Origin of the sequence: Crocosphaera chwakensis CCY0110, assembly GCF_000169335.1 — a bacterium.
GTDB classification, from domain to species: domain Bacteria; phylum Cyanobacteriota; class Cyanobacteriia; order Cyanobacteriales; family Microcystaceae; genus Crocosphaera; species Crocosphaera chwakensis.
Map to the genome: position 1 here is coordinate 115,569 of NZ_AAXW01000004.1, position 23,981 is coordinate 139,549.

The 23,981-nt window shown below is 38.0% G+C and carries 29 protein-coding genes; 11 read left to right on the forward strand and 18 right to left on the reverse strand.

The genetic code is table 11. The features are described from left to right. Positions 1-79 precede the first annotated feature (79 nt). Both CY0110_RS03980 and CY0110_RS03985 read right to left on the reverse strand, forming a co-directional pair. A complete protein-coding gene (locus CY0110_RS03980) occupies positions 80-1,597 on the reverse strand; it encodes an NAD(P)/FAD-dependent oxidoreductase (RefSeq protein ID WP_008274006.1) in 1,518 nt (505 codons plus the stop codon). 52 nt (positions 1,598-1,649) lie between these two features. Next, entirely contained in the window at positions 1,650-2,672 is a 1,023-nt protein-coding gene (locus CY0110_RS03985) for a glycosyltransferase (protein ID WP_008274007.1), read from the reverse strand. Between the two features lie 474 nt (positions 2,673-3,146). On the opposite strand from CY0110_RS03985, the gene CY0110_RS03990 reads away from it, so the two are divergent. The 5 genes from CY0110_RS03990 (at position 3,147) to CY0110_RS04010 (ending at position 7,874) form a co-directional block, all read left to right on the forward strand. Then, the gene (locus CY0110_RS03990; RefSeq protein WP_008274008.1) at positions 3,147-5,090 is read left to right on the forward strand and encodes a hypothetical protein; all 1,944 of its coding nucleotides are present in this window, start codon (positions 3,147-3,149) and stop codon (positions 5,088-5,090) included. A 485-nt stretch (positions 5,091-5,575) separates the two neighbouring features. Then, positions 5,576-5,920 carry a YtxH domain-containing protein gene (locus CY0110_RS03995; protein ID WP_008274009.1) on the forward strand — a complete coding sequence of 115 codons (345 nt, stop codon included), beginning with the start codon at positions 5,576-5,578 and terminating at the stop codon, positions 5,918-5,920. 8 nt (positions 5,921-5,928) lie between these two features. Then, entirely contained in the window at positions 5,929-6,327 is a 399-nt protein-coding gene (locus CY0110_RS04000) for a hypothetical protein (protein WP_008274010.1), read from the forward strand. 83 nt (positions 6,328-6,410) lie between these two features. Further along, positions 6,411-7,223, forward strand: coding sequence for a TPM domain-containing protein (locus tag CY0110_RS04005; RefSeq protein ID WP_008274011.1), 813 nt, complete (start codon positions 6,411-6,413; stop codon positions 7,221-7,223). A gap of 21 nt (positions 7,224-7,244) precedes the next feature. Continuing rightward, positions 7,245-7,874, forward strand: a complete 630-nt coding sequence (locus CY0110_RS04010; protein WP_008274012.1) for a precorrin-8X methylmutase — start codon at positions 7,245-7,247, stop codon at positions 7,872-7,874. 3 nt (positions 7,875-7,877) lie between these two features. Here CY0110_RS04010 and CY0110_RS29810 read toward each other — a convergent pair whose 3' ends face one another. Continuing rightward, positions 7,878-8,051, reverse strand: a complete 174-nt coding sequence (locus CY0110_RS29810) for a hypothetical protein (RefSeq protein WP_008274013.1) — start codon at positions 8,049-8,051, stop codon at positions 7,878-7,880. Next, positions 8,044-8,664 (reverse strand): DUF1003 domain-containing protein, encoded by a 621-nt coding sequence (locus tag CY0110_RS04015; protein WP_008274014.1) that lies wholly within the window; start codon positions 8,662-8,664, stop codon positions 8,044-8,046. Before CY0110_RS04015 ends, CY0110_RS29810 begins: the two co-directional genes overlap by 8 nt. Before the next feature lie 94 nt (positions 8,665-8,758). Between CY0110_RS04015 and CY0110_RS04020 the strand changes: the two genes are divergently transcribed. Continuing rightward, entirely contained in the window at positions 8,759-9,142 is a 384-nt protein-coding gene (locus CY0110_RS04020) for a carboxymuconolactone decarboxylase family protein (RefSeq protein WP_083794049.1), read from the forward strand. A 115-nt stretch (positions 9,143-9,257) separates the two neighbouring features. Here the strand turns inward: CY0110_RS04020 and atpC are convergent, their stop codons facing one another. The 4 genes from atpC to CY0110_RS04040 all read right to left on the reverse strand — a co-directional run bounded on the left by atpC (position 9,258) and on the right by CY0110_RS04040 (position 12,616). After that, positions 9,258-9,668 (reverse strand): ATP synthase F1 subunit epsilon, encoded by a 411-nt coding sequence (atpC, locus tag CY0110_RS04025; RefSeq protein ID WP_008274016.1) that lies wholly within the window; start codon positions 9,666-9,668, stop codon positions 9,258-9,260. Between the two features lie 84 nt (positions 9,669-9,752). Next, positions 9,753-11,204 (reverse strand): F0F1 ATP synthase subunit beta, encoded by a 1,452-nt coding sequence (gene atpD, locus CY0110_RS04030; protein WP_008274017.1) that lies wholly within the window; start codon positions 11,202-11,204, stop codon positions 9,753-9,755. A gap of 502 nt (positions 11,205-11,706) precedes the next feature. After that, positions 11,707-11,898, reverse strand: coding sequence for a hypothetical protein (locus CY0110_RS04035; protein WP_008274018.1), 192 nt, complete (start codon positions 11,896-11,898; stop codon positions 11,707-11,709). Between the two features lie 91 nt (positions 11,899-11,989). After that, positions 11,990-12,616 carry a low-complexity tail membrane protein gene (locus CY0110_RS04040; RefSeq protein ID WP_008274019.1) on the reverse strand — a complete coding sequence of 209 codons (627 nt, stop codon included), beginning with the start codon at positions 12,614-12,616 and terminating at the stop codon, positions 11,990-11,992. Between the two features lie 43 nt (positions 12,617-12,659). Here CY0110_RS04040 and CY0110_RS04045 point away from each other — a divergent pair, with 43 nt between their 5' ends. Further along, complete coding sequence (locus CY0110_RS04045; protein ID WP_408605568.1) at positions 12,660-13,136, forward strand: hypothetical protein; 477 nt, start codon at positions 12,660-12,662, stop codon at positions 13,134-13,136. A gap of 223 nt (positions 13,137-13,359) precedes the next feature. Here the strand turns inward: CY0110_RS04045 and lhgO are convergent, their stop codons facing one another. Next, a complete protein-coding gene (lhgO, locus tag CY0110_RS04050) occupies positions 13,360-14,550 on the reverse strand; it encodes an L-2-hydroxyglutarate oxidase (RefSeq protein WP_008274021.1) in 1,191 nt (396 codons plus the stop codon). A gap of 200 nt (positions 14,551-14,750) precedes the next feature. Beyond that, positions 14,751-15,068, reverse strand: coding sequence for a DUF1825 family protein (locus CY0110_RS04055; protein WP_008274022.1), 318 nt, complete (start codon positions 15,066-15,068; stop codon positions 14,751-14,753). 195 nt (positions 15,069-15,263) lie between these two features. On the opposite strand from CY0110_RS04055, the gene CY0110_RS04060 reads away from it, so the two are divergent. The 4 genes from CY0110_RS04060 (at position 15,264) to aroF (ending at position 18,114) form a co-directional block, all read left to right on the forward strand. Further along, entirely contained in the window at positions 15,264-15,674 is a 411-nt protein-coding gene (locus CY0110_RS04060; RefSeq protein WP_008274023.1) for an NINE protein, read from the forward strand. 101 nt (positions 15,675-15,775) lie between these two features. Next, positions 15,776-16,315 (forward strand): helix-hairpin-helix domain-containing protein, encoded by a 540-nt coding sequence (locus CY0110_RS04065; protein ID WP_008274024.1) that lies wholly within the window; start codon positions 15,776-15,778, stop codon positions 16,313-16,315. Positions 16,316-16,356: 41 nt separating this feature from the next. After that, the gene (locus CY0110_RS04070; RefSeq protein WP_008274025.1) at positions 16,357-16,830 is read left to right on the forward strand and encodes an SRPBCC family protein; all 474 of its coding nucleotides are present in this window, start codon (positions 16,357-16,359) and stop codon (positions 16,828-16,830) included. A gap of 225 nt (positions 16,831-17,055) precedes the next feature. Then, the gene (gene aroF / locus CY0110_RS04075) at positions 17,056-18,114 is read left to right on the forward strand and encodes a 3-deoxy-7-phosphoheptulonate synthase (protein ID WP_008274026.1); all 1,059 of its coding nucleotides are present in this window, start codon (positions 17,056-17,058) and stop codon (positions 18,112-18,114) included. Between the two features lie 229 nt (positions 18,115-18,343). Here aroF and CY0110_RS04080 read toward each other — a convergent pair whose 3' ends face one another. From CY0110_RS04080 to cysE, 8 genes are all read right to left on the reverse strand, one after another. Continuing rightward, positions 18,344-18,772, reverse strand: coding sequence for an ArsC/Spx/MgsR family protein (locus CY0110_RS04080; protein ID WP_008274027.1), 429 nt, complete (start codon positions 18,770-18,772; stop codon positions 18,344-18,346). Then, the gene (locus CY0110_RS04085; RefSeq protein WP_008274028.1) at positions 18,772-19,368 is read right to left on the reverse strand and encodes a (2Fe-2S) ferredoxin domain-containing protein; all 597 of its coding nucleotides are present in this window, start codon (positions 19,366-19,368) and stop codon (positions 18,772-18,774) included. The genes CY0110_RS04080 and CY0110_RS04085 overlap by 1 nt, the downstream gene beginning before the upstream one ends. A gap of 328 nt (positions 19,369-19,696) precedes the next feature. Then, positions 19,697-19,897, reverse strand: coding sequence for a putative nitrogen fixation protein NifT (nifT, locus tag CY0110_RS04090; RefSeq protein WP_008274029.1), 201 nt, complete (start codon positions 19,895-19,897; stop codon positions 19,697-19,699). 124 nt (positions 19,898-20,021) lie between these two features. Further along, the gene (locus tag CY0110_RS04095; RefSeq protein ID WP_008274031.1) at positions 20,022-20,366 is read right to left on the reverse strand and encodes a nitrogen fixation protein NifZ; all 345 of its coding nucleotides are present in this window, start codon (positions 20,364-20,366) and stop codon (positions 20,022-20,024) included. Then, positions 20,353-21,486 (reverse strand): homocitrate synthase, encoded by a 1,134-nt coding sequence (gene nifV, locus CY0110_RS04100; protein ID WP_008274032.1) that lies wholly within the window; start codon positions 21,484-21,486, stop codon positions 20,353-20,355. The genes CY0110_RS04095 and nifV overlap by 14 nt, the downstream gene beginning before the upstream one ends. Before the next feature lie 28 nt (positions 21,487-21,514). After that, on the reverse strand, positions 21,515-21,727 hold the full coding sequence (locus tag CY0110_RS04105; protein WP_008274033.1) for a DUF2949 domain-containing protein: 213 nt from the start codon (positions 21,725-21,727) through the stop codon (positions 21,515-21,517). A gap of 306 nt (positions 21,728-22,033) precedes the next feature. Then, on the reverse strand, positions 22,034-22,318 hold the full coding sequence (locus CY0110_RS04110; RefSeq protein WP_035798437.1) for an Asr1405/Asl0597 family protein: 285 nt from the start codon (positions 22,316-22,318) through the stop codon (positions 22,034-22,036). Positions 22,319-22,334: 16 nt separating this feature from the next. Further along, the gene (cysE, locus tag CY0110_RS04115; protein ID WP_008274035.1) at positions 22,335-23,045 is read right to left on the reverse strand and encodes a serine O-acetyltransferase; all 711 of its coding nucleotides are present in this window, start codon (positions 23,043-23,045) and stop codon (positions 22,335-22,337) included. Between the last annotated feature and the right edge of the window lie 936 nt (positions 23,046-23,981).

Here is a 23,981-nt window from a genome sequence, read left to right on the forward strand (position 1 = left end):
TTGCTAATGGTTAGCTTAGTTAATGATGACAAGCGGAACAGACAGATAGACTAATTATGTTTCTATCTGAATATTTTTATTAAACAACAACTTTAGAGTTGATGGATTTTGCTTTTATAGAAGGAGAAACTGGAGTTTTCTTCTTATCATCCGTAACAAAATCTTCATGATAAGAACGCTCTGTATTCACTGTCCACAAATCATGATTTGCTCCCATGATATTCTCCGCAGCTAAAAGGGCCGATAACATAGAATGATCTTGGTTATTGTAACGGTGCATTCCATTACGTCCAACGGTTTGCAAATTCTCAAAGGTACTCACATAATCTTGTAATACCTCTAAATGTTGTTTATACTCACCGTCGTAAACGGGATAAGCTTTTTTCTGGCGAATAACGGTACCGTCTTCTACTTTAGAGATGTCATCCACTAAACCAAGATTAACAATTTCTTCACTGGCTAATCTAATTAAATCTTTGTTATCCATTTCCCATAAGTTGTCTCCTTGACTACAGAAATATTCCATTCCTAAGCAGGTTTTATTGGTATCAGGAACCATAGCAGGACTCCAGTTCTTAAAGTTCTGAATTCGTCCAACTTTGAATTCTGGACTATGAATATAAATCCAGTTATCAGGGAATAGGTCTTTTTCATTGACTACAATAGGAACAATGAGAAAATCACGGTATTTTAGACTACGGGCTGCTTTAAGGATATTTTCGGGGGGTAAGGGGTCTAAACGGTGCATTAATGCAGCGACGGGCATGGTATTGATAAACTGATCCCCTTCAAGGGTCAAGGTTTCATCTCCTCTTTTAGCGATAATACGGGTAATACGCTTACCTTGCCGTTCAACTTTAATCACTTCGGTGTTTAAATGAACAGGAGAACCTTGAGCATTTAATTTCTCTTGAAACCGTTCCCACATCATCCCTGGACCTAAAATGGGATAATCAAATTCTTTAATGAGAGTTTTGGTGTCATTACTACCAAATACGGCGTTAATCACTGCTTTTTTAAGAGATAATCCTTTAATTCGCTGTGCTGCCCAATCTGCACGAATTTGCGTACAGGGAATACCCCAAACTTTTTCGGTGTAACTTTTAAAGAAGGTTTTGTATAAGCGTTCTCCAAAGCGGTTGGTAACCCATTGTTCAAAGTTTTCTTCAACGGGTAAGGGTTTAACTTTAACTTTAAAATAGCTATAGAGAATTAATAAACTGTGTAAAATTCCTAAATTACTGACCGCATTGAATGGTTCTAAGGGATAACTGAAAAATTTGCCTTTGTAATAAATACGAGATAGACGGGGAACTTTGATAAAATCGTCTTTTAGAACTTCATACCAAAGATGTTGTACTTGAGGGACTTTGGTAAAAAAGCGGTGTCCTCCAATATCAAAGCGATAATCTTTATAGGTTTCGGTACGGGAAATACCGCCAACGCGATCGCCTTTTTCTAAGATAGTTGATTTAATTCCGTGTTTAGCTAATTGATAAGCTGCGGTTAAACCAGCAGGTCCTCCACCAATAACGACGGTTAAAGGAAAATTATGCTGATGGCGGGAGTAAGAATGATTAGTGTTAGTAACTTTCATAAATGAGAGATGTTGTTCAAAAAAATGATAATTTTCGAGTATTTTTAGGAAACTATGCTTTGGTTGGCAAAATTGAGCGATTTCTTTTCAATTTGTGCTTAACTGTTCCGATAACAAAGGCTAATCCACTGTAGAAGTAGTAAAACCAATGCCAAGGAAGTATTGCCAAAGTAAAGATGAAACCGCGTTTTTTAAGAAAAAATTGATAAACTGGCCAATTAAGCACAATTAGCCCAATTATTAGTAAACCGACGAGAAACAGTAGGGGAGGTATCCAAACGCTCGCCGGAAGCACAATTAACAACAAGTAGATAAAAATAACGCTTAGACGGCTCGACCATTGCAAGTTTAAATCGTTAACAAAATTGCGATCGCGATGAATTAACTCTGTCCAAGGTAAGGCGCGATAAAAAAAGTCTGCTCTAAGTAAAGAGTAAGGAGTCCACCGTTTTAGATGTTTGACATATATATCTTTACAAAGACGAATCTGATACCCTGCAGCTTTTAAGCGATAGCCAAGTTCGATGTCTTCAATACAAGGACGACGATAACTTTCGTCAAATCCACCCATTTTCGAGAATATATCCCGTCTAATCGCTCCACAAGCTCCCCAAAACGTTGAGGCTTCTTCTGAGCCAATTTGATGATTATAGTGATGGAATAAATTTTTATACTGGGATAGAAAATTAGATGCTCCTGGTTGATCGTCATAAGACCCAATTAAGGCAGCTACGCGAGGATTCGATTCAAAGACTTGAGCAATCTTTTCGAGAGTATCCTCATGAATAGTAACATCAGCATCTGTAAAAAAGAGAATATCGCCAGTTGCTATCTCAGCCCCTCGATTTCTGGCTACAGCAGGACCTTGATTGGTTTTTAACTGTAGTACCTTAGCACCGAATGCTTCAGCGATTTGATAGGAATGGGGATCATCTCCATCCACAACGACAATCACTTGAGCAGGGGATAATCGACTGTTTTTTAAACTGGCTAAACAGTCATAAAACGCCTGTCCGCCCTTATAGACAGGGATGATAATAGAAATAGGTAAGTTTGGGGAAGATAAATTTAGCATCAACCTTAACTTTTAGGGTTATTTGTGTTTTGACACATTAGATGAATCGGATTATAGCTTATAGCGATGTGATTTTAGTATTCAGATTCCCTGAATTGCCTTGTTAACGAAGATGAATTCAATGACCTTGTTTTCACAATTATTCCTTAAGTTCGGCTTCTAGGGAATTTTCCTTAATATTCAACTATTATTAATCTTTAGTTTCAGTGTAAACACACAAACTATATTAATAATCGTTTACACGACGATAACAGATAGAATTAATTTGAGCAATATGTCTATAGATAGATCCCTATGTCAAAATAGTACATTTTTACCGTTTTTAATTGCCTCAAGCTATCCACAACTTAGAGTAACGATGATCGGTAAAAAACTTGTCTAAAATCTCTTGACAAGTATTATGTGATATGATGGCGCGTTCTAACTGTAAAATCTGTAAAATTTTCTAATTATTCGTAAAAATCAGGTATAGCCATGTCATTTGTCGTTGTTACTTTAGAAATTTTTTGGTTTTGTTTTGGGGGTAGTTTATTTGTTTATAATTCTTCCCGCCGGGTTTCTGAGGCATTATCATTGGGAATAATTTTGGCATTTATCTTATTTTCAACGATTTTTCAAGTTAGTTTTTTATTAAAGATACCTGCTCTTTCTTTTGCTGTTGAAGCATTATTCTGTATTCTTATTTTAAGATTAGCCTTCAAGAAAAAAGCTGAGATCGAACTCATTATATTGACTCTAAAAAACTTCTTTTTTCAACATAAAATAATTTGTTCAATAATTGCTATTTGCTGGATTTATCTATTTTTTCTAGCTATTATTATTCCTCCAAGTAATTGGGATAGTATGACTTATCATTTATCGAGGATTTTGTTGTTTCAGCAGGAAAATTCTTTGCTCTTAGAAAATGTGACTACGCCTCGTCAAGCAATGTTTGTCATGGGATCTGATATATTAACTCATGCTTTTCTAAGATTTTATTCTGATTATGGAGTCGGATTATTTAGCTTCTTAGCTTATGTTAGTATTGGACTTGGAACTTACGCGCTGTCTCGCAATTTCGCCTCTGTTAATATTAGTTTAATTACCACAATAATTATCATGGGTATGCCTGAATTGTGTTTTCAGGCAACTTCAACTAAAAATGATATTTTTACTGGTGCAGCAGCAATATTTTGTTTACAAGTGGCATACCGTTTTTTACAAGTCTTGAATATTCAAGATTTATCATTACTGATTTTAGGAACCTCATTTGGAGCTTCTGCGAAAAGCACGTTTTTAGTATTTTTACTGCCGTTTTCAGTGTGTTTGCTGTATCTCATCTTGAAAAAATATAAGGTTGTAGACATTTTAAATCTGCTTAGAACCAATTGGTCATATTTTGTTATTTTGATTTTTCCCTCTTTAATTATGTCTCAATTTTGGTTATTCTTTCATAATGTCGCGACTCAAAACGATGCCACCGGGTTAACCAAAAATAACTTTGTTAAACCCAGTAAAACGAAAGGTATGTTTGCCAATCTAGTAAGATACCTCTTCCAAAGTTTTCATTTATTCCCTTTTGACTATATTGCTAAAGGAAGATTAAATATTAATCTAGATGATCATCTAGAGAATTTATATAAGCTTCTTTTTGAACCTTTTTTTGAGAATATAAAAATGGGATATGTTAACAATAGACCATATAAGTTTTCCATACGTTTATTTCCCCATGAAGATTTTTCCTGGTATGGAATGAGTGGCTTTTTCTTAGTTTTGCCTTCTCTTTTTATTTCACTGATTAAAGGTAATAATTTTTTAAGAGCCACAAGTATTAGTTTAATCAGCTTTATGCTTATCGTCTGTTACTTAGTTCTTTGGACTCCTTGGAATAATCGTTACTTTAATCTGTTTTTCACTGCTTCAGGTGTTTGTATCGCTTTTCTTTTAACATTAATAATTAATCAAAAAAGAAATTCAGTTTTTCAAAAAAGTCTTCTTCTGCTTTCTATTTTTATCTTAATTAGTTCTTGCGTGTTAAATTCTTCTAAGCCTTTAGGAGGACTTTCGATTACAGAATTTTTCAAACCTAATATTTGGGCAAAAACTAATTTTGGGCAAGAACGATTATATTATGCTAACGGTTATTATAATGATGACAGAATCACAAAATTTAAAACTTTAGTTACAAATCAATCTAAAGTTGCCTTAATTGCGACCGATGATAGTTGGATATATCATTTTTATTTAACTAATCCCAATGTTGAAATTGAACCAATAACATTACCTGAGTTTAAGGAAAATTACACTGCTTATGACTATCTTTTGTGTCTTGATGTCCAATGCGATCTCACGGATCTTAATGCTTCCTATGAAATATTATGGAGTAACTCTAATGATTCCCGTAAAATAGGAAAACTGTTATCTTTTCCCCGTAATTAAAAGAAGAGTTAATCTCTTTAATAAAAATAATAAATTTTTGATTAAGACAGCTTCAAAAAAATCTAACTACACGGCAAATTTATTGTTAATATTTTTGACTAAAATTTTCCTAGTTATTACTAGAAAAAACATTGGATAACGTTTATTCTTTTTTCAAAAAATACCCGAAACAAAATTAATAACTGATAATATAAATAATATCGAATATACCTATTCAGCAAACTTTTCCAATCGATGTTGGGCTGCTGAATTACCTTGCTCTAATTTAGAAATTAAACAAAATATTCAGTTACGAGATCCAGAAAAAGGAATCGCTGCTGATTTCAAATATATAGAAGTAAATTAAGGAGCCAAGAGCGATCGCTATCACCCTTAGATTTTAGGTTAAAGTAAATTGAGTGGCACGGATTGGAAAAAAAACTAAGAAGCCGTGATGCTGGAGCTATTTCTGCCTAAAATGATCATTAATAGTAAGAGGCAAAATCATGTCGAAAAATAACAACAGTGGTTTATTTATGGCAGGGATCGTCCTGGGTAGTATGGTAGGGACAGTAACTGGATTATTGTTAGCTCCCCGTTCCGGACGAGAAACCCGACGCATTATCAAAAAATCAGCCGACGCTCTACCAGAAATGGCCGAAGACTTATCCACTACAGTTCAACTACAAGCCGATCGCCTTTCGGACTCAGCACAGAAAAATTGGGCTGGAACCTTAAGCCGACTCAAAGAAGCGATCGCAGCCGGCATTGAAGCCACCCAAATTGAAGTCCCTCCTCCAGAATCTCCCCGTGATATTACCGCTCAAACCAACTCTTCTACCAAGAATTAGGGAAAAACATGGTAAGCGATCCCTTATTTTGGCTTAGTTGTTCTCTGTTTTTGATGGCCCTAAGTCTAACGGCAATTTTAATTGTAGCGATCCCTGTCTTACAAGAGGTAGCCAGGGCTGCTCGTAGTGCTGAAAAATTGTTTGATACCTTGCATAGAGAATTCCCGCCTACGTTACACTCTATTCGCCTCACAGGCTTAGAAATTACCGAGTTAACCGATGACATCGATAGCGGAGTCAAAAGTGCTTCTGATATCGTTAAGCAAGTAGATAATAGCCTCAATATAACTCAAACCCAACTCAAAAAGGTACAAATCGGAACCCGTCGCTTAACTAAGGGGTTTCAGGTAGCTTGGAAAACTTGGAATCGTTCTGATTTGAAAACCAAAGACAAGAATAAATTTTAATCTATGTGTAAAAAAGTGTAAAGAAATATAAAATTGATTAATATTTATTTAAGTGTTGACAATCGGTTAAATAGCAAAATACTATGCAACAACGTGGTTTCAAATCTTTTTTCAGTTCCTTGCTAGCTTGTTTTCTCAGCATTACCATTTTTGTATTTTCTCCTTCACCAGCTTTAGCGGTTAATAATCCTGAATTGTTACCTGATAAAGTTACGCCTGTGGTAGATTTAGCCAATTTTCTTCCCGATATACAAGAAGAATCCTTAATTCAAGAGATAGAAAACTTTGAATTCGATACAGGATGGAGAATTCGTGTTTTAACCCAATACGATCGCTCTCCGGGTCGTGCGGTGATTAATTTTTGGGGTTTAGATGATAAAAGTATCCTCTTAGTTGCTGATTCCCGTGGGGGTAATATTCTCTCTTTTAGTATTGGAGACGACGTTTATGAGTTATTACCCAGAACTTTCTGGATCGAATTACAAGCTCGTTTTGGTAATATGTATTATGTGCGAGAAAACGGGGAGAATACCTCCATTATGAATGCTCTTGATACAGTTAAAGGGTGTTTAGTTAAAGGTGGTTGTGGCGTTGTGCCAGGTTTACCCAGAGAACAATGGATTCTCACCTTGATTACTTCTATTGTTGGTGGTTTAGTCTTTGGATTTGCAGGAACTCCTCGCAAATCGGATCAAGTGTTTGCTTGGCAATGGGTTCTTATCATTTCGCCCTTATGGGGTATCCTCTTTATTGCCTTTGGCATCGGTCCAGTGGTAACGAGAACCTCTGAATGGTTACCCTTATTCCGTAATGTCATGGGCTTCGCCTTAGGGGTTTTAGTGGCTTATTTGTCTCCTCTGTTGAATCAACCCCCTGCTTCTAATCCTAATACTTAACTTTTATTATTTGTGCTAATTATGGAATGGCACGTTACTGATGCTCAAAGTTTAGCAATGATCGATAGGGAAATCGGCGAAACGGTTATCTCTCCTGCTGAGTATGAAATTGTACGGCGAGTTATTTATCAAACTGCTGACTTTGACTATCTTTCTTTATTGCGTTTTTCTGAGAGAGCTTTACAATCTGGGGCTGCTGCTTTAGCAGCCCGTAGTACCATTGTTGTTGATGTACCAATGGTGCAAGTGGGTATTGTGCCAAATCTTCAGGATACTTTTGCCAATCCAGTTTATTGTAGTACCCAAACCATTACCCGTCCCCAGAAAGGGAAAACAACGACAGCTTGGGGCATCGAAACCTTAGCAAAACGCTATCCTGAAGCCATTTTTGTCATTGGGGAATCCCAAACGGCTTTAACCGCTTTAGTGGAGTTAGTTGAAGAAGAAGAAATTAAACCTGCTTTAGTGATTGGAACTCCTGCGGGGTTTATTGGGGCAGATGTAGCTAAAGAACGGTTACACGATGCTCAGATTCCCCAGATAACGGTTAATGGACGTAAAGGAAGTGCCGTGGTTGCGGTGGCTATTCTTAATGGGTTATTAGATTTAGCTTGGCAAGCTTATGGTCAGTCTGAAAGTGGCGCAAGTTAAAATCTAAAAATTAGCTACTTCTAATAGTCCCCCTGAAAAATTAAGCTTATGTTCCCCTGTTTCATCGGCAACCTTTACTTCGTGGGCAAATTTGTATTCATCGGCAAAAGGACCTTTAATCAAAGCTAACGAAGATAAAATAAGAAGCAATCGATAAAAAAAGGGAAAGTTATTCATCAGAGTTTGCTAAATTTTTTTCAGGCTTTATGAGCGACTGCTCTAAGTTTTCTTGCAAGATGTCTAAAACAGCTTGAGGATCAGTGGCTTCTTTCATCATTTGGGCTTCCCAATCATAACGTTGGCGAATTGTAGGTAAATCACTTCGCAATTCTTCCATCAAATCGATTAATTTGGCGATTTTTTGTTCTGTCAGCAGATTAATTTGCAAAATTAAATGAGATCGCTCTTCAGCTAGTTTATCTTGACGAGTTTGTTGTACTAATACGCCGGTAGCTATAAGCAATGCTGCAATATCTATTCCCATATTAGGCAAATCCAACGGGGGCAAACCTAAAGGTAATAGTTGAGGTGCCAAATAAGTTCCCAAAGCCCAGATAACAAAAAAAAATAACTGCAAATACAAGAATGTAGATTTACTCAAAAAAGCGGCAATCTTTTCTATAACACGCTCGTGAATAGGTAGCCTTTTTTCTTGTTTGACTTGAAATCCAATAATGGTTTCAATATTTTTAATAACTTGTTCAGAAAGAGGATACTTTTTGCCATCAATATAAACAACTTTTCGAGAGGGATGAATGACACCAGATGACTGTGGAGAATCAGAACTCATTAGCTCAAAATCCTTTTAGTTTGTTATTATACTCATGATCAACAAGATACAATCAATTACAAGAGATTTTATCTCATCATGAAATCGATTAAAGTTGATAATAATTCTATCAATAATTTATCTAACAGTAAACTATGAAAACTCTTGCGATTACTGTATGGCAGCCCATTCAGGATTAGCTAAAGCGATTGGAATGTCTCCAGAAAACATTAAAGCTTTAAGAAATGGAACACCCATAGCTGATGCTAAATTACAAGCATTACGTCACTTTACTCAACAAATGGTAAAAGCTCGCGGTTGGGTAGAAGACAGTGAAATAGAAGCATTTTTGACAGCAGGATATAGTAAACAACAGGTACTAGAGGTAATTTTAGGCATTGCAATCAAAGTCATGCACAATTACACTAATCACATTGCTAAAACTCCTTTAGACGAACAATTTCAACCTAATATTTGGTCTTCTAAAGAAAGTTTGTAAAGTCCTGAAATTTCTTATTCAATCAAATACTCTCTTAAAAATATCTTCTTGAAATTGAGTAGGGACAGATTAATCAATCTGTCCCTAAAATGATATTAGTAAGTTTGAGATATTTTTAAACCATTCCACCGGCTGCTTGAAGACGGGCCCTTGCTCGTTTATAGGCATTAGATGCCTTCATTTGTTCACGAGGTTCTCCACCCTTATTCGCTTCTTCTAAACGGCTCTGAGCAGCATTGTACTCTTCTTTAGCAGCATCTTTATCGATGTTATCTCCGGCTTCGGCTGAGTTAACTAAGACTTTAATCTCATCTTGTTCAACTTCAGCAAATCCTCCCATCACAGCAATACTCTTCCAGTCTTTATCGGGACGGACACGAATGACACCGGTATCTAAAGCGGTTAATAGGGGAGCGTGACCACTTAAAATCCCCAGTTGTCCAGAGGTACTGGGTAGAATGATTTCTTGTACATCGCCGTCCCAAACGGTTTTATCAGGGGTAATGACACGAACGGTTAATGGCATATCAGTAATAGGTTATCTAATGATTAGTGCTGAATAGGGGCGAACCATAGCACACCCCTACGAGTTAGACAAAGGTTATTAAACTTAACCTTCTTTGAGTTTTTCGGCCTTAGCTTTAGCTTCGCTAATATCTCCCACTAAGTAAAAAGCTTGTTCGGGAAGATCATCTAATTCACCACTGAGAATCATTTGGAAACCTTTGATGGTGTCATCTAAAGATACATATTTACCCGGTGCGCCAGTAAACACTTCTGCTACAAAGAAGGGTTGAGATAAGAAACGCTCAATTTTACGCGCTCTATCTACGGTACGACGATCATCTTCTGATAATTCATCTAACCCTAAAATAGCGATAATATCCTGTAATTCCTTATAGCGTTGTAGGGTAGATTGAACAGCACGAGCGGTATCGTAGTGTTCATCTCCAACGATGTTAGGCTGTAACATGGTGCTAGTCGAATCTAGGGGATCAACCGCAGGATAAATCCCTTTAGAGGCTAAGGCACGGGATAATACAGTGGTTCCGTCTAAGTGGGCGAAGGTAGTAGCAGGAGCCGGGTCTGTTAAGTCATCCGCAGGGACATAAACCGCTTGAATAGAGGTGATAGACCCTTCTTTTGTAGAGGTAATCCGTTCTTGTAAGTCCCCTACATCAGTCCCTAGGGTGGGCTGATATCCTACCGCAGAAGGCATCCGTCCTAAAAGTGCAGATACCTCAGAACCGGCTTGTACAAAACGGAAAATATTATCAACAAATAATAATACGTCTTGCTTGTTGACATCACGGAAGTATTCCGCCATGGTCAAACCAGATAAACCCACTCGCATTCTAGCTCCGGGGGGTTCGTTCATTTGTCCGTACACTAGGGCAATTTTCGATTCTGAGAGGTTATCGGGGTTAATTACCTTAGATTCGATCATTTCGTTGTAGAGGTCATTTCCTTCGCGGGTACGTTCCCCTACTCCAGCGAACACGGATACTCCCCCGTGTTGGATAGCGATGTTGTTAATTAACTCCATCATAATAACGGTTTTGCCCACACCTGCTCCGCCAAACAATCCGATTTTTCCACCTTGACGATATGGGGTGAGAAGGTCGATAACCTTAATCCCAGTTTCAAAGACTTTGGGTTTGGTTGATAATTCCGTTAGTTTAGGGGCAGGACGGTGAATGGGGGAGGTTTCTTCGTTACCCACGTCTCCCATTTCGTCTACCGGTTCCCCTAATACGTTAAAAATACGGCCTAGGGTGGCTTTACCTACAGGAACACTGATAGGTGCGCCTGTATCAACAATTTCCATGCCTCTGACTAAACCATCAGTCCCACTCATGGCAACGGCGCGGACTTGGTTATCACCGAGTAATTGTTGTACTTCACAGGTAACGGAAACGGTGTTTCCTGCAGAGTTCTTACCTTCTACTTTGAGAGCGTTATAAATACGAGGTAATTTACCACTGGGAAATTCAGCATCGACCACAGGACCGATGACTTGAGTGATTTTACCAACGCTTGTTTCTTGTTGTGTAGCTACCATGCTTATCTTTGATGTTTGGGGATTAACTTATTAATTTGGCTGAGCGATAATGTTGAACCCTTTGGCTACGCGGAAACTGAGCCTGTCGAAGCTCAGGGTTAACATCGAGCGAAGTCGAGATGTTTATGTTATTTTTGCCACCCTATACATTACCACTTCTGGGTCATTGGGGAAATGGGGTTGTTTGGTTTTTTCAAGGCAAGAGGCAAGAGGTAACAGGCAATAATAAGTGTATTGGAAAAAGATTGTGACCCCTTCCAATCCCTTTTTCCTTTAATATGTAAAGCATTTTTGAAGAGAAAAACTAGATTAAATATGGCAATAATTAGGAATTAGTCGTCTGTTGTGAGAATTACATCTGAGTCAAAGGCAAAAGACAAACAAAATATCTCATGAATCTTTTTCTATTGCTATGATTAATAATTAATTGTTATTAATGATAAAATTATTGATTATTATTAATTAAAAAAATACTTGAGGGCAAAAGCCCTCCCTCACAGGATTAATAGGCTAGGGTTTCTAAGGTTTCTCTGAGATAGGAGCGTACTTGTTCATCAAGGGATTCAATATCAGCCTCTTCTTGTTGTTGTGCTTGCCATTGTTGAAACCCTGAACACTCAGCGATCGCTTGTTGCAAAGTTTCCCAAACTTCTGTTTCTGCTTGATGGTTTGCTGTCATGGTTGAGTTTGTCATCAGTTTTTTTCTATCTTATTAACATCACTGTTTCTAGCATAACTCAGATAATTTTATCCCTGCTGATATGTATTACACCATTCTGAAGAAATTATGAAGTTTTTTCATTCACATTTGATGATGGGGGAAAGACAGGAATTAAAAAGATTTTATTCACTCGTAACCCTAAAACAGTAAAATTACTGGTAACTTTATCTAAGGGAATCGGTTCGGTTGCTAACCATGTTTTTTCTGAGGTGGATAATATTCCCAAAACACTCACAGGAACTTGTACAAATAGGTTACACAAAAAAAAGGCGATCGCTGCGATCGCTAATCCTAAAATACGCCATTGTGGTAATATGGATGCGGTCACGGCTGCGAAGGGTGCTAATTGATAGAGTAACCAACCTATTCCCAGTAATCCTATAGCTGTTATGCTATGAAAAAATTTGTTTTTTCTGGTTGTTAAAAGACGCAATAGTTTTCTTTGTTCTTCTGTTAAACTACTGGGTCTTACGGCCAAGAAAAGAAGGCTAAAAAAGTCAAATGGTTTTGTCCATTGCATCCAGAGAATAGGAACCACTCCAATTACTCCAAGCATTACTAATTCTAGCCAATAAAATGGCCAAGGATCACTCACGGCTAATCCTACCCACATAATAACTAATAATAAAGGAGCGACGGCTAAACCGGCTAAATGAATCCATAAAAAGGGTTCAAGACGAAAATTACTCATGGGTTTCGTTTCTTGATAAACTAAACAATCGTTATTAATTCTGATGTTTATGATACCAAATCTTTATTCATTTGTATCCTTTCGGAAACAAGACTTAATTAAGGGATTATTAGTTATCTTTTTTTCTTTACTTTTGACTGCTTGTCAAAGTAAGACAGTTCCTTTAGAATTTGCTCCTGATGGTAATATTGTCAAGCAAGCGATTACTCTCCAACTGAGTCAACGTTTAAATCCCTTAAGTCAACAGTTAAATACTCAGAAACCTCAGTTATATATTAGTAATATCAATGTCAAGAAAATAGACCCTGTTACTATTAGCAACCTCCCAAGTTATCATCTTACAGGAACCTATAATTTAAAGTTAATTCTCCCCAGTCAAGAAGTCAAACAAAATAACAATAAGTTTGAAGTTTATCTTCAACGACAAGCAGAGGGAAAAACCTGGCGACTTTTAAGTAAAGACAATAAAACGTCTCATCAAAAATCTACCTGGAAAAGCTATTTAATTGTTAACTCTTAAGAAAAATATTGGGAAACAAATATCATACCAAATCCGCTTATTTTAGTAGAGTAACGTTTTTTCTCCCCACTCCCTGCTCCCTGCTCCAAAAGTTAATACTATACTATCTAAAGCGGATCTAGTATCACTGTGAAGTGAGCAGTTACTTTGTTTGAGAACAGAGATCCTATTGTACTGATTTGGCTGTATCGTAACTGTTTATTTTACCCCTCGCAATGACAGTTTAATTTCTTTCCGGAATTTGCGCTACGATATACTTACCAATTTCTAAGGATGCAGTCGCAGCCGGCGAAGGTGCATTACAAACGTGCAAAGCGTGTTCATCTTGGATAATTAAGAAATCTTCCACTAACTTACCATCCATCCTTAACGCTTGGGCCCGTACCCCTGCCTCACAAGGGAGTATATCGTTATCCGTCACCTCTGGGATTAATTGCTGTAAACTCTTAACAAAAGCAGCTTTACTAAACGATCGCACTATTTCTTTTATCCCTTCATCTGCGTGTTTCGCTGCCAGTTTCCAAAACCCAGGATAGGCCATCACTTCAGCAAACTCTTTGAGATCAAAATCTGTTTTTTTATACCCTTCTCGCTTCAAACTTAATACCGCATTGGGCCCTGCGTGAATACTTCCATCGATCATTTTGGTAAAATGCACCCCCAAAAAGGGAAATTCTGGGTTAGGAACGGGATAAATGAGACTTTTGACTAAATATCGTTTTTCGGGGGTTAATTGATAATATTCACCGCGAAAAGGGACAATTTTCGCCTGGGGGTTCACTCCATCCAACTGGGCCAGGCGATCGCTATATAACCCCCCACAATTTATAATCAGTTTAGCTTTAATGTCTCCTTGACTGGTTTCTAATAGCTTATAATTCCCTTCATTTTTAATCTGCAAAACTTTAGTATTGAGTTTAATTTCTCCCCCTTGTTGTTCAATAATTTCGGCATATTTTTTACAGACTTTTTTATAGTCAGCGATGCCAGAAGTCGGAACATAGATTCCTGCTAAACAACTAACATAGGGTTCTTTTTCTTTTACTGCTTCGGGGGATATTTTTTTAACTTTCAAACCATTCTCTAAACCCCGCTTATACAAATTATCTAATAAAGGTAACTCCTTATCTTTCGTGGCAACAATCACCTTACCACAGACCTCATGAGGTAAGTTATGCTGTTGACAAAATTCCACCATTGACTGACTACCGGCGCGGGTAAACTTCGCCTTAAAACTGCCGGGTTTATAATAGATGCCTGAATGTATTACACCACTATTATGACCCGTTTGATGATAGGCCACTTGACTTTCTTTTTCAATGACAACTAACGACGCAGCAGGAAACTTTTTTCCTAACATCATCGCTGTTGAAAGTCCGACAATACCTCCACCGATAACAGCAAAATCATACATAGTTTTCTAGGGTTTTTAATCAATAGGGTGGGTTAGAAAGCTATTATTAGATTATGGCAAAAATATAATAATCCGTGGTCACCCACCATTTTTGTATGTTATGACGGGTAGTTTTTGGGTTTACTTTCTCAACCTAACCTACTCTTATCATCTTTCTATTTTGTCTTTTAAATGATGTTTTATCTTACTAAAAATTAAAATTAACTTTCAATTTCCGACTTCATCCTTTCTAAAGTCATATTCATTTGATCAAACATTTGTTGAGGAGTCATCCCAAACTGTCCCAACTGAGTTTTTAACTGTTGAACCGTCATTTGTGCCATAAAATCTTCTGATAACTCAAAGCGTTTCATGAAAATTTTATAACGTTCCATGAGTGATTCCATTTGATCGATAAAAATCTTTTTACCTTCACGATCAAATTTACCGTATTCGCCTCCTAGTTGTATCAAAGATTGATAATCTTCAAATAATTTTTTGGCTTCTTCTTGAACGACATCTGAATCAAAAAATCCCATGATTATATTCCCTATGTTAATAATTACAATTGACTATAAAACAAACACTTTTAATTGTAAAGCAGTTGAAACAGATTTCAAACTACGGTTTACCGTATCTTAGATAAGTTTAACCCAGAACCCTGGGGAACTCTTCTCTGCTTAAAACCGTCTTTTTCAGTAGAATGATTTTGTCAACCCTTATGCTTAACCCCAATGCAACAATTGGAAAAGCTACTGAGTCACCCAAAAAGTCGTAAAGTAGGTATCATTCTCGCTTTACTCTCTACTATTGTACCTTGGCCGATCGCTGGTGTGCATAAATTTTACTTAGGCCAACCTGTATGGGGGGTGATATATCTACTATTATGGAATACACCAATACCAAGTATTGCTTGTGCTATTGACGCAGTATGGTATTTTGTACAGGGAGAAGAACAATTTAATGCTCAATTTAACAACATAGAAAGTGACCCTCATACAGTGTATCGTAAACAAATAGAACCCTTACAAGTGAATGTGATTTCTCAAGGGTTACGAGAATTAGATAAACTACGAGAAGAAGGGTTAGTTTCTGACTATGAATTTGAACAAAAACGCCGTAATCTTTTGGATAAAATTAATTAAATTCAGGGAACAGGGAACAGTTATAAATCCAAGTGTATTTTTTTAGTTTTGAAAAAGCTATATTAAAATAATAAAATTTTACAATTTCTGACTTCAAAAAAATGGTCTTTTCTTCCTTTTCTAAACAATTAAATCTCCGAAAAAGAAAACTGCGTCAACAAATAGAAAATGATCCTTATTACCGCTTTCAATCATTAGAAGAAATTGCGATCGCAGAAGAATTAGGGATCAAAATTGATGTAACTCAGGCCACTATTGATGACTTATTAAGATTACCTGGAATCTCAATTCATCAAGCTAGAAATTTAGTAGAATTAATGCAAACAGGGGTAGAAATATTATCAATTGAAGATATGGCAGCAGCTTTAAATATCCCCTTATCTCGTCTCAAACCCTTCAACCCAATTTTAACCTTTTCTTATTACGATCCCGAAAGTTTAGTAACCCCGAAAAAAATAAATATAAATACAGCAAACTTAAAAGAATTAGAAGAAATTTATGGTATTTCAGAACAGATAAAAAAAGAAATAATCAGCGATCGCTCAACAAAAGGAAATTATAAAAATTTAGTTGATTTACAAAAAAGATTGAGATTAAATGCTACAATCATATCAGAATTGATGCACTATATAACTTTTTAAATTCAGGTTTAAACTAAGTTGTAGATACTTCTAACTCAAAAATGTTAACCTTTAAAAAAACAAGCCTAATTGATGCCCCCATAGAAAAAGTTTGGGAATTTCATGAACGTCCTGACATTTTAGATAAATTAACCCCGCCGTGGCAACCTGTGAAAGTTATTAAACGAGAAGGAGGGTTAGATATCGGTGCAATCACAGAATTTCAACTAATGTTAGGGTTTATTCCCATTCGCTGGTTAGCCCGTCATACTGAATGTAATCAGCCCTATTTATTTGTCGACATTCAAGAAATTGGCCCCTTGAAATCTTGGGAACATCGCCATCAATTTACACCCAAAAATGGAAAAACAGAACTCACTGACGAAATTAAATACGAAATTCCTGGGGGTAGAATTGTAGAAATTTTAATTGGTTGGTGGGTTGATTTTCGTTTACAAGATATGTTTACTTATCGTCATGAAATTACTACAAAAATAGTGGAGAGTGAGCCGCAAGAGGTGAACGGCGAACAGTAACCGAATAATTAATAACTGATCACTGGTAACTGATGACCCATAACAGGTTGTTAAAGAATTAGTTAATGAACGAAGCTAAAATCAATTATCATTATATTATTAGCAGTGACCCATAAGGTGAATATACCTATGGGTTCTTTAATTTACTCAAAAGTTAACTACAGGGAAACAAAGAGAACAAAATCCAAATAAACCCCTATCATTGACCCTAGAGGAAAATAAATTATGATCATTGTGATGAAAGTTGGATCACCGGCTGATGAAATTGAACGCATTAGCCAAGAATTTACAGACTGGGGCTTAAGTCCTGAGAAAATCGTCGGTAAACACAAAGTCGTTATCGGCCTGGTAGGGGAAACCGCTTCCCTAGATCCCTTACAAATACAAGAAATTAGTCCCTGGATCGAGACTGTACTACGGGTCGAACAACCCTTTAAACGGGCAAGTTTGGAATACCGTCACGGAGAATACAGCGAAGTGATTATTGATACGCCAGATGGACCTGTTACTGTGGGGAAAAATCATCCCGTTGCGGTGGTAGCAGGGCCTTGTTCAGTGGAAAATGAAGCCATGATTGTTGAAACCGCAAAACGGGTTAAAGCAGCCGGAGCGAAATTTTTGCGCGGTGGGGCCTATAAACCCCGAACCTCCCCTTATGCTTTCCAAGGCCACGGAGAAAGTGCCTTAGAATTACTCGCTGCTGCCAGAGAAGCCAGTGGCTTAGGTATTATTACAGAAGTAATGGATGCTGCTGACTTAGACAAAATCGGAGAAGTGGCCGATGTGATCCAAGTTGGTGCTAGAAATATGCAAAACTTTTCTCTCCTCAAAAAAGTAGGCGCGCAAGATAAACCCGTGTTACTGAAGCGAGGAATGTCAGCCACCATAGACGAATGGTTAATGGCTGCTGAATACGTTTTGGCCGCAGGAAATCCCCGTGTCATTCTCTGCGAAAGAGGCATCCGTACCTTTGATGGTAAATACACTCGTAATACTTTAGATTTATCTGTCTTACCTGTATTACGGTCTTTAACGCACTTACCTATCATGATTGACCCCAGTCATGGCACTGGAAAATCTGATTATGTTCCTGCTATGGCCGCTGCTGCGATCGCTGCTGGAACCGATTCATTAATGATTGAAGTTCATCCCAACCCGGCCAAAGCTTTATCCGACGGGCCTCAGTCTTTGACCCCTGATAAATTTGACCGTGTGATGCAAGAGTTATCCATCATCGGTAAAACCGTTAATCGTTGGCCTCAAGCAAAAGTCGCTTTAGCCTAGAAAAATGGGGGTTTAAGTGTCATGAACCCTCACCTCATTACAGTAAGTCTAGTCGTTATTTTTATAGGGTTTCCCTGTAGAAGTAACGGCTACTTCATAATCAAAGACAGAATGCCCTCTTTTTGAGAGCTTAGGGATATATTTTGATTAAATGATCAGGTAGGCAAAGTGTCTAATCATTCTCAAATAGTTAAGAATAAATCTTAGTGTTGCCCACCCTACCCATTATTTATTGAACCGTTGCACAGGGTTTCTGCTCATGACTACGAGGACAAGTTTCTAAGTCCTCAGTAACTGGATTTTCTGGATTTAAACCGATCCAAGCATCAATAATTTCAGGATCAAAACCTACCCGATAAACCGCCTCAACTTGAATTAAAGGACGACGAATTAATAAAGGATCAGCAATCATTAACTCTAAGGCTTTTTCCTCGCTTAAATTATCAGGAAGTACCTCACCAGACTTGATTCTGGGTGCGCTTTTGTTGAACCATAAACTAACTGATAAGTCGCCAAAAAACGGGCGTAATTTTTCGGCTGTCCACGATTCAGTCAAGAGACTTTTTGCCTCTAAAGTGTGACCTGCTGCTATTAGCAAGTTTTTCTGTTTGGTGTTATTTTTACACCCTGGTTTTTCGTAAAACGTAACGTTAGCCATTATTTATTTAAGGAAGTAATATAGTGTTCTTCGAGCAATTCTGCAATGTTTTTGGGATCAGCTTTACTGTGTTTAGCTTTTCCTGGCATTAAAATTAAATTAGGAGCTTTTCCACAGCGTTTTTGGCAACTGGTTTTTTCAATCGTAACATGATCTTGAAGCCCTAAATTACAGAGGGTTTGCTCAAGGAGTTGATGTAATTTGCGGCCACCTCTTTTTGCACAATCAGATTTACCACAGAGTAAAATCTTACCCTTTTTAGGACAAGTTTTTCCTTGAGGATTTACTGTTGCATCATTAGCTTTTTCTTCATCACATTTCACATTACAAGTAAGACGAGTAATCTCATAAGCTTTTAATTTTAACTTAGTAAAATTACCCTTAAATTCCTGTTCTCCTGCAATAGAAATCCACTCCTCAGGTAATATATTCAAAGCTTGAGTATCTCGCAAACTTTTATCAATTTTAATCTTTAATTGTCGCTCTCCAACTGCTAAAATTAAAGCTTTTGATTGACCATTAGATTTATAAACAAAGCCGACAAATTTGCCTTGTAGTTGAAAGGGAATTGTTTGACTAGGATTAACTGAACTCATGACAACTTTCCTGAAATGATAGGGGAATTATCAGTTACCAGTTACCAGTTATCGTTCACTGTTCACTGTTCACTGTTCGCTGATTCGATTACCATTTTTTTTTATTGATGAGATATTTTATCAACTAAAATGACAATAAAGTTCCTGTCAGGTTTAGGGATATGACTTAACCTGTACTCAAACTATAAACCTTCTCAATAAGTAAGAAAAATAGTAGGAAAAAACTTGAAGAAAAGGGCTTAATAGAAGTCAGAAGTTCAGAGAACTCATTTTTCTGGTTATCCTTATTTCTAATGTTACCGATTAAGCCCGAAAAATTGGAGGAAGACTAGAGACGTTTTGCGTCCAAGGTTTGGGGTAACTTGGTATCGTCATTAAGGTTAGGAAATTGTAATTCCCAACCATTCGCTAAGGTTAAAATTTTGCCGTCTCCTTCAATGGTTTCATTCACCACTGCTTCCTCTAAATCTTTCTTAGGAACGTAAACGGATAAATTTCCTGCATCTTCTCTGCTTAAGATCACTTTCATGGCGTAACTCCTAAATTAGTTGATAGTTGAGAGGGAATAAGAAATAGAGGATAAGGAATAGTTGTTCTCTTAAACTCCTGACTCCTGTGCGATAGTGTCGGAAGGGAGTGAGGAACTCCTCAAATTAAACCTGAGACTCTTGTAGAGAAGGTTCTTCGATCAATTCTTCAATATCCTCGTCATCGGTATCATCGATAAATGTATCGTCTGCTGGAATTAATTCCTTGCGACGACAACCGACAACGTAACCCTTTTCGAGAAAATGAACTGCGTAGATGTAATAACTTTGCAGATAGGTTCCAATGCCGACAACATAGCCCACATCACCTTTTTTCGCTAAAGTTTCGCCAACTTCTTTACCAGGAAACGTCCCATCATTGCGAATCATTCTCCGAAGACGAACCTTTGCCTCCATTTCAAAAGCAGGGGGATCATTGAGTTCAATTTCACCTGGATTATACAATCCCATGAGACATACTCCTATTAGTTACAACATCAAGCAACTCCTCAACTGTCAGACTTCGTTTCATCTGTACCGATAAATGACGCACCGAGTCTAACACCACTTGGGACTCTTCATGGTTTAAGCTAATACCATGTTGACTCAATAAATTGGTCAATAAATGTCGTCCCGAATGTTTACCTACCACTAAACGACGTTTCCAACCCACCTCATCCGGAGAAAAGGGTTCATAGGTTTGGGGGTTCTGTAAAACACCATGAGCATGAATACCAGATTCATGAGCAAATACATTGTCCCCGACGATCGCTTTCCAAGGCGGAAGGGGGATACCAGAAGCCTTAACTACCATTTGAGATAATTCTCGCAGACGAGAAGTATCCATCCCTAAATCAACCTGATAGAGTCGTTTTAGAGCCATGATCATCTCTTCTAAGGCTGCATTACCTGCCCTTTCTCCCAACCCATTAACAGTGGTATTCACCGAAACCGCCCCGGCTTGCAACCCGGCTAAAGCATTGGCTGTGGCTAAGCCAAAATCATTATGGGTGTGCATTTCGATGGGGATCTTGATAGACTTTACCAATTTTCCCACCTTTTGAGCCGTGGTTAAAGGGTGAAGAATGCCTACCGTATCGCAGAAACGGAACCGAGAAGCCCCTAAACTTTCGGCAAATTGAGCCACTTCCACTAAAAAGGACTCATCAGCCCGTGAAGCGTCTTCAGCCCCCACAGAAACAAATAAATCGTTATCTAGCGCAAAATTAATACTATCTCGTAACCGATCCCAAACAAGATTAGTTTTTCCTTTAAATTTTGCCTTAATTTGTATATCTGATACAGGAACTGAGACATGAACCCTGGTTAAGCCACAGGCAATGGAGGCTTCAATATCCGAACGTACCGCACGATTCCAGCCTAATAGAGCGGTTTTTAATCCTTTGTGGACAATGGCGGTGATGGCTTCGGCTTCTGAGCCTCCCATAGCAGGAATACCGACTTCCAACTCAGGAATACCGATGGCATCCATTAACACCGCGATCGCAATTTTTTCGATGGCAGTAAACACAATGCCGGCTGCTTGTTCTCCATCTCGTAGGGTTGTATCATTAATATGGACATGATTCATGGCTTAAACTCCTCAAATTAACCAATAATTAGGGAAACTGGAAATAAATTTGAGCATCTAACCAATCCCAAATTCTTTGTAATTGGGTTACCGAGATTAAGCCATATTGCCATAAGAGCATCGGGATGGGATCGCCAGGCTGTCTTTGGTTATTGATAACAACCGCGAGATCGTCCCGTGATAAGGCCATTTCTTGTTGTAAAAATTGACTGAATTCTGTAGAAATTGAATTGTTTTCCATGACAGCACTGACAAGTTTCGTTATCAACAGTGTTTCGTGCGATGGCACTAAAGAGAATTTATTACTGAGAAAACTATAAAGAGGCTCAAGAGGAATAAAAAAGCAAACTTTACGGAATAATAATAATTAACCTTAATTGAGGGCAAAACCCCAGATAACGATAATTGATTACTCAGTTTTCCCAGATGGTACAAGTCGTTTAGATTAAGAGATAAGGCAAAGCATAACAGTCCTACTATTGCCTTTTACCTCTTGTCTTTCTTGGTGAGCTACCCGGTGCGCCTACGATAGCGCGGGGTTTCACTGCTATTGCCTATTTTGATAAGACTTAATAGACTCAGAATCAACGGTATCCCAACATCGCTCTAGCCAGTCTACCAACTCTTGACGAGGAGCGATCGCCCCATAGATAGCACTACGAAGTAAAATAGCATGAAGCCCATGTTCTATTTCTACCCACAATGAGCCATCTTCAGGACACCAGCAGGGAATTGTTAATTCTTGAAGACGTTGGTAAACACTCCAACGATCGCAACGAGAAACTTTCTCAACTTGACTGATTAAAGCATCAGGGTGGTAAGGTTGCATCATAATTGTAAAGTAAAGGTCAAGGTAGTTTTTGTATCTTTTGTTCCAATTCTTCAATTCGGTCTAATAATGTCCGAATGACTTGGCCCTCAACATCGGGTAATTTGCCATGTTCTAAGGGGCAACCCCGACCACTACGGGAGATAATACGACCAGGAACGCCTACCACAGTGCAATCATGGGGAACATCGCCTAAAACGATTGATCCGGCTCCTATACGGACATGATTGCCAATTTCGATGTTGCCTAATACTTTTGCCCCAGCCCCTACAATGACCGAATCACCGAGGGTAGGATGGCGTTTACCACTTTCTTTACCTGTCCCTCCTAGAGTGACATTTTGGTAAATGAGGCAATAATCACCAATAATTGCCGTTTCCCCAATCACAATACCCATACCATGATCGATAAAAACTCCTTGACCAAGGGTAGCCCCTGGATGAATTTCGATTCCCGTAAGAAAACGGGCAACATGGGATAAAAAACGGGGAAAAAAGGGCAAATTGCGATGCCATAATTCATGGGAAAGACGATGGATCGCCAAAGCGTGTAAACCTGGATAGCAACACACCACTTCTAACCAATTACGGGCTGCGGGATCTCTTTCAAAAATGATTTGAAAATCTTTCCGCAAAAAACTTAATAGGTTAGTCTGAGAAGTGCGCGGTTCAGAAATAGAGCTTTCTGACGGACTTCCACGACGCTCTCTGACAGGGAGTGATCCAAACATTAAATTCCGTGCTTGCGCATAGACTTAGTTGTTATGCTTATACCAAGTCCCCTATCTTACCCACGTCGAAAGACGGTGAGTCAAATTGATCAAGTTTATTAATGGTTTAAGTGGATCAATCAAAGTTAGATAGATTCAACCTTTCAGAGCTTTTAAAACTTTTTTTTGGGTCGGGGGACAAGTATTTTTTGATGGGGGATAGAGTATTTTTAGGGTGAGGGTTTTGTATTTATGTACTCAGTCGGAATTACCATCCTGAAAGACTTTGAAGCATTTTTTTCCCCTATCATAGCGTAGAGGACTGACCACTCAAAATTAAAAAACTATAAAAGGGCTACAAGTCTCATCAGCTTTACAATTGAGCTATGTTATCCCTAAAAAACTCGAACGCAAAAGTTCATAGCAAACCTATTAACTAGAAAATGTTACATTGGATACAGAATTGAATTCCGTGACAGCACTGGGGAGGCAAGAGGAAGCTAACTCGGTGTTTCTTTTAAAGGCAGGAGGCAGGAGGCAGAAGTACATATATCTTCTTAACTTCCTTACCCCCTTTACTCCTATCCTGAGTGTAAAATTCAAGGAGGAAAAACAAACCCAGAACACAGCCAAAGCCTTACGTAATAAGACTTAGACCCTGAGTACAAAAAAGCCAGAGTCCCCCCGTAAAAATACAGAAGCCTCCCCTAATAAATACCCGTACCCCGTACCCCTAAAAAAAATTAGTTAGACTCAAACCCTCGCAACATAAAGGTTTTGAGTCTATGAGTACAGCTTAAGTAATTCAATCAATCCCAACCTACTCATCCTAACCTGACCCAAAAGGAGGGGGGTGGTATAAATGACATAACGCCGAAGACATACAGTTCATTGTTTTACCCTTTGCTCTTACTAAGCCTCTGACAATTCCTCTTTTAGTCAGGCTTTAGCTCACCC

Bases quoted from the DNA above. Each gene is read 5' to 3' on its own strand.
- CY0110_RS03980 (WP_008274006.1), bottom strand. From the start codon at position 1,597: ATGAAAGTTACTAACACTAATCATTCTTACTCCCGCCATCAGCATAAT.
- CY0110_RS03985 (WP_008274007.1), bottom strand. From the start codon at position 2,672: ATGCTAAATTTATCTTCCCCAAACTTACCTATTTCTATTATCATCCCT.
- CY0110_RS03990 (WP_008274008.1), top strand. From the start codon at position 3,147: ATGTCATTTGTCGTTGTTACTTTAGAAATTTTTTGGTTTTGTTTTGGG.
- CY0110_RS03995 (WP_008274009.1), top strand. From the start codon at position 5,576: ATGTCGAAAAATAACAACAGTGGTTTATTTATGGCAGGGATCGTCCTG.
- CY0110_RS04000 (WP_008274010.1), top strand. From the start codon at position 5,929: ATGGTAAGCGATCCCTTATTTTGGCTTAGTTGTTCTCTGTTTTTGATG.
- CY0110_RS04005 (WP_008274011.1), top strand. From the start codon at position 6,411: ATGCAACAACGTGGTTTCAAATCTTTTTTCAGTTCCTTGCTAGCTTGT.
- CY0110_RS04010 (WP_008274012.1), top strand. From the start codon at position 7,245: ATGGAATGGCACGTTACTGATGCTCAAAGTTTAGCAATGATCGATAGG.
- CY0110_RS29810 (WP_008274013.1), bottom strand. From the start codon at position 8,051: ATGAATAACTTTCCCTTTTTTTATCGATTGCTTCTTATTTTATCTTCG.
- CY0110_RS04015 (WP_008274014.1), bottom strand. From the start codon at position 8,664: ATGAGTTCTGATTCTCCACAGTCATCTGGTGTCATTCATCCCTCTCGA.
- atpC (WP_008274016.1), bottom strand. From the start codon at position 9,668: ATGCCATTAACCGTTCGTGTCATTACCCCTGATAAAACCGTTTGGGAC.
- atpD (WP_008274017.1), bottom strand. From the start codon at position 11,204: ATGGTAGCTACACAACAAGAAACAAGCGTTGGTAAAATCACTCAAGTC.
- CY0110_RS04035 (WP_008274018.1), bottom strand. From the start codon at position 11,898: ATGACAAACTCAACCATGACAGCAAACCATCAAGCAGAAACAGAAGTT.
- CY0110_RS04040 (WP_008274019.1), bottom strand. From the start codon at position 12,616: ATGAGTAATTTTCGTCTTGAACCCTTTTTATGGATTCATTTAGCCGGT.
- CY0110_RS04045 (WP_408605568.1), top strand. From the start codon at position 12,660: ATGTTTATGATACCAAATCTTTATTCATTTGTATCCTTTCGGAAACAA.
- lhgO (WP_008274021.1), bottom strand. From the start codon at position 14,550: ATGTATGATTTTGCTGTTATCGGTGGAGGTATTGTCGGACTTTCAACA.
- CY0110_RS04055 (WP_008274022.1), bottom strand. From the start codon at position 15,068: ATGGGATTTTTTGATTCAGATGTCGTTCAAGAAGAAGCCAAAAAATTA.
- CY0110_RS04060 (WP_008274023.1), top strand. From the start codon at position 15,264: ATGCAACAATTGGAAAAGCTACTGAGTCACCCAAAAAGTCGTAAAGTA.
- CY0110_RS04065 (WP_008274024.1), top strand. From the start codon at position 15,776: ATGGTCTTTTCTTCCTTTTCTAAACAATTAAATCTCCGAAAAAGAAAA.
- CY0110_RS04070 (WP_008274025.1), top strand. From the start codon at position 16,357: ATGTTAACCTTTAAAAAAACAAGCCTAATTGATGCCCCCATAGAAAAA.
- aroF (WP_008274026.1), top strand. From the start codon at position 17,056: ATGATCATTGTGATGAAAGTTGGATCACCGGCTGATGAAATTGAACGC.
- CY0110_RS04080 (WP_008274027.1), bottom strand. From the start codon at position 18,772: ATGGCTAACGTTACGTTTTACGAAAAACCAGGGTGTAAAAATAACACC.
- CY0110_RS04085 (WP_008274028.1), bottom strand. From the start codon at position 19,368: ATGAGTTCAGTTAATCCTAGTCAAACAATTCCCTTTCAACTACAAGGC.
- nifT (WP_008274029.1), bottom strand. From the start codon at position 19,897: ATGAAAGTGATCTTAAGCAGAGAAGATGCAGGAAATTTATCCGTTTAC.
- CY0110_RS04095 (WP_008274031.1), bottom strand. From the start codon at position 20,366: ATGGGATTGTATAATCCAGGTGAAATTGAACTCAATGATCCCCCTGCT.
- nifV (WP_008274032.1), bottom strand. From the start codon at position 21,486: ATGAATCATGTCCATATTAATGATACAACCCTACGAGATGGAGAACAA.
- CY0110_RS04105 (WP_008274033.1), bottom strand. From the start codon at position 21,727: ATGGAAAACAATTCAATTTCTACAGAATTCAGTCAATTTTTACAACAA.
- CY0110_RS04110 (WP_035798437.1), bottom strand. From the start codon at position 22,318: ATGATGCAACCTTACCACCCTGATGCTTTAATCAGTCAAGTTGAGAAA.
- cysE (WP_008274035.1), bottom strand. From the start codon at position 23,045: ATGTTTGGATCACTCCCTGTCAGAGAGCGTCGTGGAAGTCCGTCAGAA.